This window comes from Bombella dulcis, assembly GCF_026385505.1.
Taxonomy (GTDB): Bacteria; Pseudomonadota; Alphaproteobacteria; order Acetobacterales; family Acetobacteraceae; genus Bombella; species Bombella dulcis.
Map to the genome: position 1 here is coordinate 39,704 of NZ_JANIDV010000005.1, position 14,401 is coordinate 54,104.

Genomic DNA, 14,401 nt, shown 5'->3' on the forward strand with positions numbered 1-14,401 from the left:
GGGGGAGGACGCTCTCGGCAGAACGTTAAATAAAAGCTAATATAATACATAAAAATTAAGAAAAATGTATGATTTTTCTAATTTTGGGATATTTTTTTATCATCAATTTGTTTTTAATTATATTATACTCTAATTGTTTTTCTTATTGCGTGGACAGGATTTTGCATAAAGAGGTCCTTTTTCCTTCCCGAAGCGTCATCTAACATCGATAGAGACAGATGGTCCAAAAACGGAGCAGGTCCTCATTACTACTCTGGCAAATGAAGTCTGTCCCCAGCAATGCTGGAATGGGAGAGAAGTTGTCTTGACTGTGCCTGAATTTCTTCTTGGGAAAGCGTTGGTCGTGTGTCTGGGATTGGTGAAGTTCTGTGACCAACTTGACTGGGGCGGCTTACGGGAGAACATGTATCTGTGGTGCCCGTTTTGTCATCCGTCTGCCCCGTTTCATGTCCGCGACGGCTCCTGCCTCCCTGAGGTGAGTCCTCCGGCGGGGCTGTTTCTTGCCGGATGGAGACTGTGTTATGGTGCGGCCATCATGGCAGTTTGGCCATTGCGGCACAGGGAAACAGAGCATGGGCATGAAGACGCAGGATCAGTCTTCACGGAATATTGTGCTGGTGACGGGACTCTCCGGTGCAGGGAAGGCGTCCATCCTCCGTATGCTGGAAGACCTTGATTATGAGGTTGTGGACAATCCCCCGCTTGACCTGTTCGATGCCCTGATTACCCAGTCCGGTCCCCGTCTGGCCATCGGGGTGGATGTCCGAAGCCGGGGGTTTGAATCACACCGTATCGTGGATTTTTTGACACTGGCCCGCAGGGAGCGGAACTGCTCGGCTCAGCTCCTGTTCGCCACGGCGGATTATGATGTCCTGCTGCGCCGTTTCACGGCCACGAGGCGGCGTCACCCGCTGGCGGGGGAAGGTGGTGTCAGGCCTGCTCTGGAGCAGGAAGCCGGGCTGCTGGAGCCTCTGCGTGCCCTGGCGGACCTTGTGGTGGATACGAGTGACCTTCCCCTGCCTGATCTGCGGCAGATGATCGAGGCCCGTTTCAGTGCCGGGGTCGGGACCATGCTGTCCGTGGCCCTGATGTCTTTTGCCTATCCTGCCGGTCTGCCACGGGAGGCCGACATCGTGCTGGATGCCCGCTTTCTCCAGAATCCGCATTATGATGACGTGCTGCGCCCTCATACGGGGCTGGATGCCGCTGTGGCGGATTATGTGAAGGCGGATCCGTTCTACCAGTCTTTCTATGACCATGTGCTGGGACTGGTGCGGACGGTGCTGCCCCGCTTCGCACAGGAAGGGAAGAAATATGTCACCATTGCCGTGGGGTGCAGCGGGGGGCGTCACCGTTCCGTCACGGTTGTGGAAGCTCTGGCACGGGACCTTGCTGATGACCCCATGATTGGCAGGCTGCGTGCCCCCGTGATGGTGCTGCACCGGGAGCTTGCCCGTAATGGCCTGACGTCATGCCGCTGGGCCGTGCCGCCGGACGGGACATCATGAACGCTGGGCCTGATGTGAAAGAGGGCGTGCAGGCAGGGGAGCAGGCGTTCAGCAGGGATGTTCTGGCCCGTCTGGATGACGTGGCGCACTGGTGCCAGCATCATGGCCAGAGGCTGACGGCTGTCCGGCGTCTGGTGCTGGGGCTTGTCCTGTCAGAGGACAGGCCGCTCGGGGCCTATGACATTCTGTCTCTTCTGCGTGTCCATCAGCCGAGGGCCGTGCCACCGACCGTCTATCGGGCACTGGATTTTCTGCTGGAACAGGGGCTGATCCATCGTATTGAGCGTCTGAGTGCGTTCGTGGGCTGCCGTCACCGTCTGGACTGTGAGGAATGCTGTACGTCCCATAAGGCATGGGGGGGGCATCGGGCACAGTTTCTCATCTGTCGTGCCTGTGGTCAGGTGCAGGAGCTGGAACAGGATGTCGTGGCTGCCGTGCTGCTGCAGTCGGCCCGGGGGCAGGGGTTCCGGGCGGAAGCGGCGACGGTTGAGATTGAAGGACTCTGTGCCCGCTGTGATGGGAAACAGCCGACAGCATGAGAGTGAGAGCGGGACGGCGTTCCGGGGCCGTGGAGGAAGGCCTGTCCCTGTTTCTGCGGGGGCGGTAAATCAGGCGTTTCCGGTGGCTCGCATAACTGTGATTCAGCGGGTAGATGTAGCCTCTAGGGTAAACTGTTTTTTATGATAGGGATGATTCCATCCAATGGAGGGTGTTCCTCCAGTGAAAAGGTCCAAATATTATGAACGGGACAACTGAGTCTCCTCGCCACGCCATTGATCCTGCTGTAAGACGGCGTGTGCTGCTCATCTGTATTCTGGCGTCTCTGGCCGGTCTGATGTGCGGCATGGACATCGGTGTCATTTCCGGTGTCCTGCGGCCATTCGGGCGTCAGTTTCATGCGTCCACGGTGGCTCTGGAGTGGATTGTCGGTGGCATGCTGGTCGGGGCTACCATTGGTGCCCTGACAGGCGGCCAGTTGACTCAGCGTCTGGGGCGCAAATATACCCTGACCGTGGCTGCGGCCTTCTTCTCCATCGGGGCGGCAGGCTGTGCGGCGTCCCAGTCCGTGGCTATGATGATTGTCTGCCGCATTCTGGTGGGTATCGGCATGGGGCTGTCCGATTTTTCGACCCCGCTCTATCTGTCCGAGGTGGCCCGGAAGGAGCAGCGTGGTGCGATGGTGTCGCTCTATCAGCTCCTCAAGACGATCGGCATTTTCCTGGCCTTCTTCTCCAACAGCTGGTTTGCAGCGTCCGGGTCATGGCGGTCCATGCTTGTGGTTGAGGCCGTGCCGGCGGTGGTTTTTCTGGTGATCTTCCTCTGCCTGCCGCAGAGTCCACGCTGGCTGATGATTCAGGGGCGTGAGGAAGAGGCCCTGGAGACGATGACCCGCCTGCGTGACGCACCGGCCCAGGCCCGGCAGGAGCTGGCGGCGATCGGGGAACAGCTGCAGACGAAGGAAGAGGGCTGGAAGCTGCTGCGGACCAGCAGCAATTACCGTCGTTCCCTCGGGCTGGGGATGCTGCTTCAGATCATGCAGCAGTTTGCCGGCATCAACATCATCATGTATTACGCCCCCCGCATTCTGGAGGCTGCCCATTTCAGCCTTGAAGCCCAGATGTGGTGCACGGCCCTGATCGGGCTGGTGAACGTGCTGATGACATTCGTTGCCGTGGGGTATTCCGACCGCTGGGGCCGCAAGCCGATCCTGTATGCCGGTTATTTCAGCATGGCTGCCAGCATGGCCATTCTTGCCTTCCTGCTCTGGTACGGTACGGGCAGCCTGCTGCTGCAGCTTCTGGCTCTGGGCATGATCATCATTTTCGTGGGTGGGTTTGCCATGTCGGCCGGGCCGCTCATGTGGGTCATCTGCTCGGAGATTCAGCCTGCTGCGGGCCGCAGTCTGGGCATCTCCATTTCCACCGGTACGAACATGCTGAGTAACCTCCTGATCGGGACGACCTTCCTCAGTGTGATGGAGCTGATTGGCAGCCCCAATACTTTCTGGATGTTTGCTGGATTCAATGCTCTTGGGATCGTGTTACTCTATCTCTTCGTTCCTGAGACAAAAGGCGTATCTCTCGAAACTATTGAGCAGCGTCTCATGAGTGGTGTAAAACTGCGTGACCTTGGTCGTTAAGTAAGAGGTCGGCCCTTTTCTATTCTGCCGGGCGGGGGAAGCAGCCCGCTTTCTCCGCCCGGGCTGTCATGTCTGGCTGATGGGGCCGTGTCACGTAGGGTGCTGGCTGTCCGGGGCCAGCCTGTCAGTTCTGGAGAGGTTGTCTCTTTACATGGTAGATGAAGTCGATCCCCGCACCGTGCCTGCTGGTACGGGCGATGATGGTGACGGTACGTCATTCTTCGATCCAACAAAGTTCAAGATTCTGGTCATCGGCATTGTGGCTGCGCTGGGTGGGCTGATGTCCGGCATCGACATCGGCGTGGTCTCCGGTGCTCTGGACCTTTTCTCACGGGAGTTCCATCCCTCCACGATTGCCCTGTCATGGGTGGTCAGTGCCATGATGGCGGGGGCGGCCCTTGGCTCCATCAGTGCCAGCAAGCTTGCCCAGAAAGTCGGCCGCAAGCGTGCGCTGATCTGCGGGGCAGGCGTGTTCGTGCTGGGTGCTCTTGGCTGTTCACTGAGCTGGTCGATTCCGTCCATGATCTTCTTCCGTGTGGTCATGGGGTATGCTGTCGGCCTGTCCGCCTTTACCGCACCGCTCTATCTTTCCGAGATTGCGAGTGAAGAATCCCGTGGGGCCATGATCTCCACCTACCAGCTGATGCTGACGATCGGGATTTTCACGGCCTTTCTGGCGGACACGTATTTTTCCTATCGTGGCAGCTGGCGGGGCATGTTCGGCTTTGCGGCAGCCCCGGCCGTCCTGTTCTTCATCGGGGTGCTGTTCCTGCCCTACAGCCCGCACTGGCTGGTCATGAAGGGGCGGCACAAGGAAGCCCGCCGAATCCTTCTCGACCTGCGGAATGACCCGCTGGAAGCCGCCAAGGAGATTCAGGCGATCCGGCAGCAGCTTGAGACCAAGCAGGAAGGCTGGTCCCTGCTGAAGCGCAACAGCAATTTCCGCCGTTCGGTGCTGCTGGGGGTTGTTCTCCAGGCCATGCAGCAGCTGGCAGGTATCAATATTGTCATGTTCTATGCGCCGAAGATTCTTCAAGCGGCGCATTTTGATTCACATGCCCAGATGTGGTGTACGGCCATCATCGGTCTGGTGAACATGCTGGCGACGTTCGTGGCGATCGGTCTGGTGGACCGCTGGGGGCGCAAGCCGATCCTCTATGTCGGTTTCTCCGTCATGACCCTGACGATGGCAGCCCTAGCTGGCCTGCTTCATGAAGGGATGGCAGAGCAGGCGTCCCAGATGATGGCTGTCTTTGTGCTGATGGTGTTCTGTGCCGGTCATGCCATGTCCGCTGGTCCGCTGATGTGGGTGCTTTGTGCGGAGATTCAGCCCATTCAGGGGCGCAATTTTGGCATGTCCATTTCCACACTGACGAACTGGCTTTCCAATATGGGCGTGAGTGTCAGCTTCCTGCCCCTGATGGAGATGTTTGGGGCATCCGGTACGTTCTGGCTGCTGGCCGTGTTGAATTTCCTCTTCATTGGCCTGACGTTCCTGTATGTTCCTGAGACGAAAGGGATGTCTCTGGCCAAGATCGAGGAACGGCTGATGAGTGGCGTGAAGCTGCGCAAGCTGGGACGGTAATCCCTGCCGGAAGGGGACATGCTGCTTTCGGTTGAACGGAAAAGGCTCACCGTCGTGAAGAGGGTGAGCCTTTTTTAGTGGCCGTGAGGTCGAGTGAATAGACTTTCGTCTGTCAGCTTCACAGAATGAAGGGTGACAGTGCCCCCAGATAGCCACGCAGTTCCCTGAGCTGCAGGTCATTCAGATGAACCGCCAGTAGGGGGAGGAGCCAAATTGTGGCTTTACGGTCAATTTCTGCGAGGACCATGATGGTCTCAAGAGAAAAGGAAGAAGATTCTAGGGCCATTTCTGCCAGATGGAAAGCAGGAAAATTTAGCCATGAAGTTCCTAATGGCGTTTCATCTCTTGGAACGGCAAGGAAGCATTCCCAAAGATTGGCTTTCATTCGGTTGGGGGTGAGCGGCTCCCTAGGGGCTGAACACAGGAATTGCCCGCTATGGGGAGCATTCCTTTGTTGTTTTAGGGCCACAGCCGTCTGTTCGACAACCGGTAGAATGTCATAGCGGGGTAGGCCTGTCAGACGGCCATCCTGAAGAATGAAAAAGTTTCTAATCTTCTGGGACCCGTCCAGCCCGAAAAGGAAGGCTGCTCTTGGGTGCTGTCGGCTCTGGAGCATGAAGAGCTGGAAGTCGTCGTGCTCCTTGGTGGGTTCGCCCGTATCGTAGAGCAGGTCGTCCACGACGGAGAGGCGGCGCATTTCCTTCGGATAGAGCGCAAAAATCTTGAATTGGGCCGGTTTCTGCTTCGGGCAGGGTGGGGAGAGCCTGCTTATGGGCGGATGCTGCTGGCGTATCTGCTCCAGAGCCATGATGCAGCCTGACGTGACGACAGGCCTGATCCAGCGCAGGGTCTCGGCCGTTTTCCTGCGGGGAGAGGCGTCCTCAATTTCATTCCACTGGTTGAGCTGGTGGTTTGCCAGTGTCAGCTGAATGTCTTTGCGGTTGCGGGCACGTTCCACGAACTGTTCCAGACTTCTGTTCTGGAAGTGCATGAGGCTGGCAACGGACCAGTCTGGCTGGTTCCGTATGATACCGGGCGTGTCGGACCAGTCGACGGGCTGGCCGGATGGCGTGGCGTAGCGCCCCTGCTTCAGCGGGAAATAGTGCACGTTGATCCATCCTCCCGCCTGCCAGCAGGATGGACGTATGAAGCTCTTCACATGACGGTTGATGCTCTCGCTGGAAGGGCCGTGACGGCTGAAGCTGTGGAAAGGCGGAAGGCTGGGAGTCGTGATGTGGTCGTTATGACCATATGTCTGCCAGTTGAGAGCCACGGCCCCGATATCCGGCCCCATTGAGCCGAGAAAGTCCTTCAAGGAGGAATGCGTGCGCAGCCGGACATATTCATCCGTATCCAGGAGGCCAACCCAGTCATAATGCTCACCAATAGCGGTGAGGGCATCCATATAGACTTGCTTCTGGCGGTTGATGTGCCCCTGTTCCGTCAGGTCAAGGCTGTGCTCGCTGATATGGAACAGGTGTATATCCCAGTGCAGGCAGGCGGCCCTGATGAGGTCGCGTGTCCCATCCTGTGAGTCATCGTCGAAGAGGATGAAACTGTCGATGCCAAGCAGGGCGTGCCACGCCAGCCAATACAGGATGTCGTGGGCTTCGTTCTTGATGATGCTGATTAGGGCGATTTTCATGAGATGATACGGTGTCCTGCGTGACTGTGGTTCAGCGGCGAAGAGCGGCGAGGCTGTGGATGCCGGAACGGCTCATTTCCTGCAGCAGCTCCTGCTTGAGGCGTGTCAGGAGGGCCGGTCCTTCATAGATGAAGGCCGTGTAGACCTGCACGAGGTCCGCCCCCAGCTTCAGGCGGGCAAGAATGTCCCGGCCTGTCTCGATGCCGCCGGAAGAGATGAGGCAGAGGCGGCGGGCATTGAGCTGGCCCACGAGTTCCAGCACGTCCCATGTCCGTTCGGTCAGTGGTGCGCCGGAGAGGCCGCCACTTTCCGCCCGGTGCGGGCTGCGGAGGCTTTCAGGCCTGGCAAGGGTCGTGTTGGTCAGGATGAGGCCATCCGCACCGCCATCAATGGCGGTCTGAAGGATGGGCGCATAGGCCTTGTCACCCAGGTCAGGAGCCAGCTTGACCAGAAGGGGTGGCCGGTCCGGATGGGCGGTCTGGATGGCCTCCAGCAGGCGGCTCAGCATGTCGGCGGCCTGAAGGTCCCGGAGGCCCGGTGTGTTCGGTGAGGACAGGTTGATGGTAATGTAATCGGCGTAGGATTTGGTCCGGCCTACCAGGGCGGGGTAATCGACAAGGGGATCAGCCCCTGTCTTGTTGATGCCCAGATTGATTCCCAGTGGTGCGCTGGCTGGCTGTACCTGACCGTTCCTGTCGGGGCGGAAGAGCGGAGCCAGATTCTGGCAGAATCTGTCAATACCACAGCTGTTGAACCCCATGCGGTTGATGATCGCCCGGTCTTCGGTCAGCCGGAAGAGGCGGGGGCGGGGATTGCCAGGCTGGGGGCGGGGCGTGACCGTGCCTGTCTCCACGAAGCCGAAGCCCAGATTGGCCAGCCCTCGTACGGCACGGGCATTTTTGTCAAACCCGGCTGCGAGGCCGATCGGATTGGGGAAGGACAGCCCCAGAATGTCAGTCCGCAGGGCAGAGTGATCGGGCCGCCCATGTCCTGCGAGGCCACGGGCGATGCTGTGGATGGCAAGCTCATGTGCAGTTTCGGGATCAAGACGGCGCAGAAGCCATGTGGCTGTTTTTCCGATATCGAGCATTCACTCTTCCCTTACTGGCGGTTAAAAAACCTTTCAGAACGCATGGCCCCTCTTGTCAAGGAAATTTGCGGCACTGGCGGGTGGGGCTGAGCTGCGGACAATGAGGAATTATGAGATGTTGAGACGTCAGGAGCAAGGATCATGAGCTGGGACGAACTGTATCTGGAAACCTGCTGCCGGTCGGCCCTGCACCGGCTGGTGCTGAGCGGCCCGACGGGCCGCCCGGTGGGGCCTCCACCAGAAGGGCGCATGCCGGATTTCCGTGCTCCCCTGAAGGACCGGTCCTGTCTTGTCCGGCTGGCCGGGATGGGGCTGGCCCGCCAGAGGGATGATGGCCGTTTTGAAGTCACCCGGGATGGTGAGAAGAGGCATGAGCGGGAAATTCTCTCCATGAGACGGGCACGCCGCCGCAGGCATGGGTGAGAGCGGCGGCGGTTTGCGCTTTGGAGGGTAGGCCGGTAAAGTCGCCGCCCGATCTGCTCCATGACAGTCTGACAGGTACCCTGCATCCATGCCGCATTCTATTTCTCTGCCTCCCATCACTCTGGGGCCGGGCTGTGTGATTGATGATCCCGTCATCCTCGCGCCCATGTCCGGTGTCACGGACCTGCCTTTCCGCAGGTTGACGAGGGAGCTGGGGGCCGGGCTGGTCATTTCGGAGATGATTGCCTCATGGGCGATGGTGCGGGAGAATGAACGGACCCTGAGCATGGCCCGCAGTGCGGGGGCCGGTGGTGTCAATGCGGTCCAGCTGGCAGGGTGTGACCCGCAGGCGATGGGTGAGGCGGCGAAGATTGCCGTGGCCGGTGGGGCGGATGTCGTGGACATCAATTTCGGCTGCCCGGTCAAGAAGGTGGCGATCGGCCAGATGGCCGGGTCGTCCCTCATGAAGGACGAAGTCCTGGCTGCCCGTCTGCTGGAGGCGACCGTCAAGGCGGTGGAGGTGCCCGTCACACTGAAGATGCGGATGGGCTGGGATCATGACCATCTCAACGCCCCCGCTCTGGCCCGGATTGCCGAAGATGTGGGCATCCGCATGATTACGGTTCACGGGCGGACCCGTCAGATGTTCTATAATGGCCATGCGGACTGGAAGTTCGTCCGCAAGGTCAAGGACGCCGTGACGCTGCCGGTGATCGTCAATGGTGACATTGTCAGCATGGCCTCGGCCCGTCAGGCCCTGGCGGATTCTGGGGCGGATGGCATCATGGTGGGGCGGGGCTGTTACGGGCGGCCCTGGTTCCTGGCCCAGCTGGTCCAGTCCCTGCGGAGTGGTGTGGATGTGCCGGACCCTGACCTTGTCACGGAGAAAGAGATCGTCCTGAAGCATTACCACATGATGATGGACTATTTTGGCGAGCGGCCCGGCCTGCGTCTGGCCCGCAAGCATGTCTCCTGGTATTCCGCCGGTCTTCCGGGGTCTGCGGCCTTCCGTGCGGAGGTGAACCGGCTGGATGACGCCACGGCCGTCATTACCCTGCTGGAGCAGTTCTATGATGAAGCCATTGCAGCAGGCATTAGGCGGGACCGCGAAGCCGCCCTTGCCCGGCATGTGGCGTGATGGGGGAACAGACCGCCCGTGAGGTCCGTGCCATGCGGCCCCTGTTCCTGTACGGGGCCAGTTCGCAGGAGCGTCTGGATGTGGCTCAGAGGATTCATTCCCATAGCCCCTGTGCCGAGGGAGCCTTCGTTGTTGCGGGGCTGACAGCCGTGCCCCGTGCCCTGCGGGAGGAGCGGCTCTTCGGTACGGCAGGGAATGGCTGGCTGGAGCAGGCCCGTGGTGGTACGCTCCTGCTGGATGAGCTGGACTGTCTCTGTCCGGAACTTCAGAAGCGTTTTGCCGCCTTTCTGGCGCACAGGGCACAGGCCAGACGGGAAGATGCCGTGCGCATCGTGGTGGCCAGCCGCCATGATCAGGCCACCCTTCTGCGGCATGGTGAGCTGGAAGACGGGTTGAAACACTGGCTGGCCTCCCTGCCAGCGGCACAGTGCCTCGGGCCGGAGCGGCTGCGGGCTGTCCGTGCCCTGTCCGGTGACCGCAGTGGCGGGCTGGCGGCGATGTTCGAGCCTGTCATGCGGAGCTATGTGCGGGCGGGGCTGGAAGCAGGAAGCTGCAATCTGCATGGCAGCGTGGTGGGAGCCGTGGAGCGGCCCCTCATCGCCATGGCCCTCCAGCATACGGGAGGCAACCAGCTGCGGGCGGCCTCCCTGCTGGGGCTGAACCGCAACACGCTGCGCAAGCGTATCAGGGAACTGCACATTGTCGTGCCCCGGCCCGGTTCCCGGTCAGGGGACCGCTGAAAAGAGACGTTATCGTGATGATCAGATTTCTTGCCGGCAAGGCGCGTGCGTTCATCGGGCGGCTGACCAGTCCGGATGGCGTGGTGATGCTGACGGTCATTGCCCTGATCCTGACCTTCGTGACCTTCATCGTGCTTGCCGGTGGCGTGTCCCTGGCCCGGGTACCACGGGCACAGGCCCTGCTGTTCCTGATGGATTTCATCATCATCATGCTCATCGGGGCGGCAGCGGTGCGGCAGATCGGCCGCATGCTGGCCGAACGGCGCATGGGGCAGGCAGGGGCACGGCTGCACAGCCAGCTTGTCATGCTGTTTGGCGTGGTGGCTGTTGCGCCTACCCTGATGGTGGGTGCCCTGTCGGCCCTGTTCTTCCATTATGGCGTGGAAATCTGGTTCTCGAACCGGGTCAACACGGCCCTGAGTGAAGCACGGTCCGTGGCGGCTGGCTATCTGCGGGAGCATAACGAGAATACGAGGACGGAAGCCTTCGCCCTCGCCAATACGCTCCTGACGGTCCAGAATGATGAAATGTTCGCTCATGGAACGGACCTGTTTCATGACCAGTCCCGCCTTCAGGCCCTTCTGGAAGATGAGGTGACGGAACGGGGGCTGAATGATGCGATCATTTTCAACCCGATCACCTACAAGATCATTGCCACGGGGGGGCTTTTGGCCATACGGGCCGGTGACCCGGAGAAAGAGCTGCCTCCCCGGTCCGTTGCGGCCATGGCCCGGACGGGTGAGGTCGTGCTGCTGGACCAGCCGGAGGCACGGGTGGTGCGGGGTGTCGTGTCGCTGGGCGGCAATTCCGGCCTCATGCTGGTCATCACCCGCCCGGTGGACCCGGAAATCCTCCATCACATGACCCGGACGAACACGCTGGTGCAGGATTATCAGCGGATGCTCAACAATCGTGGCAAGACACAGCTGACACTGGTCGTGCTTCTGGCCCTGATGGGGCTGCTGGTCCTGGCTGTGGGGATGCTCAGCGGCCTTTCTCAGGCCAACGGGATCACCCGCCCGCTCAGCCGCCTGATCTGGGCGGCCCGCCGCATTTCCAAAGGGGACCTGACAGCCCGTGTACCTGTGGAGAGCCGGGGGAATCGGGAAGATGAGCTGGTTGCCCTTTCCCGGGCCTTCAATCTGATGACTGACCAGCTGGCGAGCCAGCGTGCCGAACTGATGCTGGCCTATGACCAGATCGATGAACGCCGCCGTTTCACGGAGACTGTTCTGGCAGGCGTGTCAGCGGGCGTGATCGGACTGGATCATGACCAGAATGTTGAACTGCCCAATCGTGCGGCGTCCTCCATCCTCCAGCGGAATCTGGAACAGGCCAAGGGCTGCCCGCTTGTGGATCATGTGCCGGAATTTGCTGCGCTCCTGCGGGCCGTGCGGGAATGCCCTGAAAAGGAACATGGGGCCGAGATACAGATTGACACTGAAGGTGCCCGTGCGCCAGGCGGGCCGGGCAGTGGCGGGGGAGCCGGGGCCGGACGCACCCTGCTTGTCTGTGCCGTGGCGGACCAGAATGGTCATGAAGACAAGCGGGGCTATGTCGTCACCTTTGATGATATCACCCTGTTGCAGGTGGCTCAGCGCAAGGCGGCCTGGGCAGATGTGGCCCGCCGCATTGCCCATGAGATCAAGAATCCCCTGACGCCCATCCAGCTTGCGGCGGAAAGGCTGCGGCGGCGGTTCCGCAAGGAAATTACCAGCGACCCGGAGATTTATGACCAGCTCATCAGTACGATCGTGCGGCAGGTCGGTGACATCGGGCGCATGGTGGATGAGTTCTCGTCATTCGCCCGGATGCCGCAGCCGGAGATGGCCGAGCATGATCTTGTCCGCCTGTGCCGGGATGCGCTTTTCCTCCAGCAGAATGCCCATCCCGAGATCGCCTACAGGCTGGATGTTCCTGCCGGGGGGCCGGTCATGGTGCGGTGTGACCATCGCCTGATTGGTCAGTCCCTGATCAATCTGCTACAGAATGCGGCGGATGCCGTCCTCATGACAGGACGTCATGTCACGGAGGAGAGGCCGGTGGTGGGCTGGATCGTCCTCAGCTTGACGCTCGAGGATGGAGCGGCAATCATTGGCGTGGCCGACAATGGTATGGGTCTGCCTGTCGGGGAGCATCAGCGTCTGACCGAGCCTTACGTCACCCACAAGGAAAAGGGAACGGGGCTGGGGCTGGCCATCGTGCACCGGGCAATGGAGGCCCATCAGGGGCAGCTGCACCTGCGTTCCCTGACAGAAGAGGAACGTCAGGCGTTGGCGGGCACTGGAGACAGGGGGATAGCGGGCACGTTGGTTTCATTGAGTTTCCCGCTGGCGGGCAGGGTCCCTGCGGCAGAGGGCGTGAGCGGAGCATTGAAGGTATCCCATGGAGCATGACATTCTGATCGTTGATGACGAGCCGGATATCCGCTTCCTGCTGGCCGGGATTCTGGAGGATGATGGCTATGTCACCCGGAGTGCTGCGGAGTCCGATGAGGCCATCCGTGCCTTCAGGGAGAGTCGCCCTTCGCTGGTCATACTGGATATTTGGCTTCAGAATTCCCGACTGGATGGTCTGGCACTGCTGCGTCTGTTTCGGGAGGAGCAGCCGGATGTTCCGGTCATCATGATTTCCGGTCACGGGACGATCGAGACGGCCGTCTCCAGCCTCCATCAGGGGGCCTATGATTTTCTGGAGAAACCGTTCCAGTCCGACCGGCTTCTGGTCATCGTACGCCGTGCGCTGGAGGCCGCCCGCCTGCGGAAGGAAAATGCCGAACTGCGCCTGCGGGCCGGGGCACAGAGTACCCTCATGGGCAACAGTGCGCTGGTCAATGCGCTGCGCAGCCAGATCAGCCGGGTGGCCCCCACGAATTCCCGCGTGCTGATCACCGGTCCTGCCGGAGCCGGCAAGGAGGTTGTCGCCCGGACGATCCATGCGGAGTCAAAACGGGCGGAAGGTCCGTTCGTGGTGCTGAACTGTGCGGCTCTGGCCCCGGACCATCTTGAGGAAGAACTGTTCGGGGTGGAAGGAACGGGCGACCAGCCCGGGCGGCCGGGGCTGCTGGAACGTGCCCACAGGGGCACCCTGCTGCTGGATGAAGTGGCCGACATGCCGCTGGAGACGCAGGGCAAGATCGTGCGTGCCCTGCAGGTCAACACGTTCGAGCGTCTGGGTGGTACGCATAGCGTGAAGGTGGATGTCCGTGTCCTGGCCACCACCAGCCGGGACCTTCAGGCCGAAATTGCCAGACGCCGCTTCCGGGAGGACCTGTATTACCGCCTGGCCGTCGTGCCGCTGCAGGTTCCGGCCCTTTCGGAACGGCCGGAGGATATTCCGGTCATGGCGCAGCATTTTCTGGAGAGCTGTGCCCGGTCTTCCGGCCTTCCGGTCCGGACGCTGGCCGTTGATGCGCTGGCCTGTCTCCAGACCTATGAGTGGCCGGGGAACGTCCGGGAACTGCGGAACCTGATGGAACGGATGCTCATTCTGGCTCCCGGTGGGGAGGGCGAGGCGCAGAACGTCATCCGGGCGGACATGCTGCCGGATGTCGTGCGGGAGGGTGCCCCTTCCATGACCTACCTGACGCCCAATGCTGACGTGATGAGCCTTCCCCTGCGGGAGGCACGGGACCAGTTCGAGACGCAGTATCTCCAGGTCCAGCTGATGCGCTTTGGTGGCAACATCAGCCGGACAGCCAATTTTGTCTGCATGGAGCGGAGCGCACTGCACCGCAAGCTCAAGCAGCTTGGTGTAACACAGGAAGACCGGTCCGCTGCTCTGTCAGGGCGTCACGGGCAGGATGGGAAGTGATGAAGGAATCCATGTCGGAACAGATGAAGGATGACGTGCAGCAGCAGTTTCTGGCGCATGTTCAGCAGCGGGAAGAGCCGGTGACGGTGTTTCTGGTCAATGGGGTCAAGCTTCAGGGGGTCATCACACGGTTTGATGCCCGGACAGTGCTGCTCCGCCGGGACGGGCACGTGCAGCTTGTCTATAAACATGCTGTCAGCACCATCATGCCCGTGGCGGCCCTGTCAGACCTGCCCTGACCCGTTTCCGCGTTTCGGAGTTCTTGTGTCTGGTGCGTGGCCATCCCATATGAGGCCGGCCTGAAGACAGGTAGCCACAG

Annotated in this window: 12 protein-coding genes; 10 read left to right on the forward strand and 2 right to left on the reverse strand. The window is 60.5% G+C overall.

Annotated elements, in window-relative coordinates:
- Window positions 1-578 precede the first annotated feature (578 nt).
- The 4 genes from rapZ to NQF87_RS07625 all read left to right on the forward strand — a co-directional run bounded on the left by rapZ (window position 579) and on the right by NQF87_RS07625 (window position 5,233).
- Window positions 579-1,508, forward strand: coding sequence for an RNase adapter RapZ (gene rapZ, locus NQF87_RS07610; RefSeq protein ID WP_407652027.1), 930 nt, complete (start codon window positions 579-581; stop codon window positions 1,506-1,508).
- Window positions 1,505-2,047, forward strand: coding sequence for a Fur family transcriptional regulator (locus NQF87_RS07615; protein ID WP_266127814.1), 543 nt, complete (start codon window positions 1,505-1,507; stop codon window positions 2,045-2,047). The genes rapZ and NQF87_RS07615 overlap by 4 nt, the downstream gene beginning before the upstream one ends.
- Before the next feature lie 200 nt (window positions 2,048-2,247).
- Complete coding sequence (locus NQF87_RS07620; RefSeq protein ID WP_266127815.1) at window positions 2,248-3,648, forward strand: sugar porter family MFS transporter; 1,401 nt, start codon at window positions 2,248-2,250, stop codon at window positions 3,646-3,648.
- A gap of 151 nt (window positions 3,649-3,799) precedes the next feature.
- Window positions 3,800-5,233: a sugar porter family MFS transporter gene (locus tag NQF87_RS07625; RefSeq protein ID WP_266127816.1), complete on the forward strand. Its 1,434-nt coding sequence runs from the start codon at window positions 3,800-3,802 to the stop codon at window positions 5,231-5,233.
- Window positions 5,234-5,351: 118 nt separating this feature from the next.
- Here NQF87_RS07625 and NQF87_RS07630 read toward each other — a convergent pair whose 3' ends face one another.
- Together NQF87_RS07630 and NQF87_RS07635 are read right to left on the reverse strand one after the other, a co-directional pair.
- The gene (locus NQF87_RS07630) at window positions 5,352-6,878 is read right to left on the reverse strand and encodes a glycosyltransferase family 2 protein (protein WP_266127817.1); all 1,527 of its coding nucleotides are present in this window, start codon (window positions 6,876-6,878) and stop codon (window positions 5,352-5,354) included.
- 31 nt (window positions 6,879-6,909) lie between these two features.
- Window positions 6,910-7,968, reverse strand: a complete 1,059-nt coding sequence (locus tag NQF87_RS07635) for a quinone-dependent dihydroorotate dehydrogenase (protein WP_266127818.1) — start codon at window positions 7,966-7,968, stop codon at window positions 6,910-6,912.
- A gap of 141 nt (window positions 7,969-8,109) precedes the next feature.
- Between NQF87_RS07635 and NQF87_RS07640 the strand changes: the two genes are divergently transcribed.
- The 6 genes from NQF87_RS07640 to hfq all read left to right on the forward strand — a co-directional run bounded on the left by NQF87_RS07640 (window position 8,110) and on the right by hfq (window position 14,321).
- A complete protein-coding gene (locus NQF87_RS07640) occupies window positions 8,110-8,391 on the forward strand; it encodes a hypothetical protein (RefSeq protein WP_266127819.1) in 282 nt (93 codons plus the stop codon).
- A gap of 88 nt (window positions 8,392-8,479) precedes the next feature.
- Window positions 8,480-9,529, forward strand: coding sequence for a tRNA dihydrouridine synthase DusB (gene dusB / locus NQF87_RS07645; RefSeq protein ID WP_266127820.1), 1,050 nt, complete (start codon window positions 8,480-8,482; stop codon window positions 9,527-9,529).
- Window positions 9,529-10,269: a helix-turn-helix domain-containing protein gene (locus tag NQF87_RS07650; RefSeq protein ID WP_266127821.1), complete on the forward strand. Its 741-nt coding sequence runs from the start codon at window positions 9,529-9,531 to the stop codon at window positions 10,267-10,269. Before dusB ends, NQF87_RS07650 begins: the two co-directional genes overlap by 1 nt.
- A gap of 17 nt (window positions 10,270-10,286) precedes the next feature.
- On the forward strand, window positions 10,287-12,665 hold the full coding sequence (locus tag NQF87_RS07655; RefSeq protein WP_266127885.1) for a sensor histidine kinase NtrY-like: 2,379 nt from the start codon (window positions 10,287-10,289) through the stop codon (window positions 12,663-12,665).
- A complete protein-coding gene (ntrX, locus tag NQF87_RS07660) occupies window positions 12,655-14,082 on the forward strand; it encodes a nitrogen assimilation response regulator NtrX (protein ID WP_266127822.1) in 1,428 nt (475 codons plus the stop codon). The genes NQF87_RS07655 and ntrX overlap by 11 nt, the downstream gene beginning before the upstream one ends.
- Before the next feature lie 11 nt (window positions 14,083-14,093).
- Window positions 14,094-14,321: an RNA chaperone Hfq gene (gene hfq / locus NQF87_RS07665; RefSeq protein WP_266127823.1), complete on the forward strand. Its 228-nt coding sequence runs from the start codon at window positions 14,094-14,096 to the stop codon at window positions 14,319-14,321.
- Window positions 14,322-14,401 lie beyond the last annotated feature (80 nt).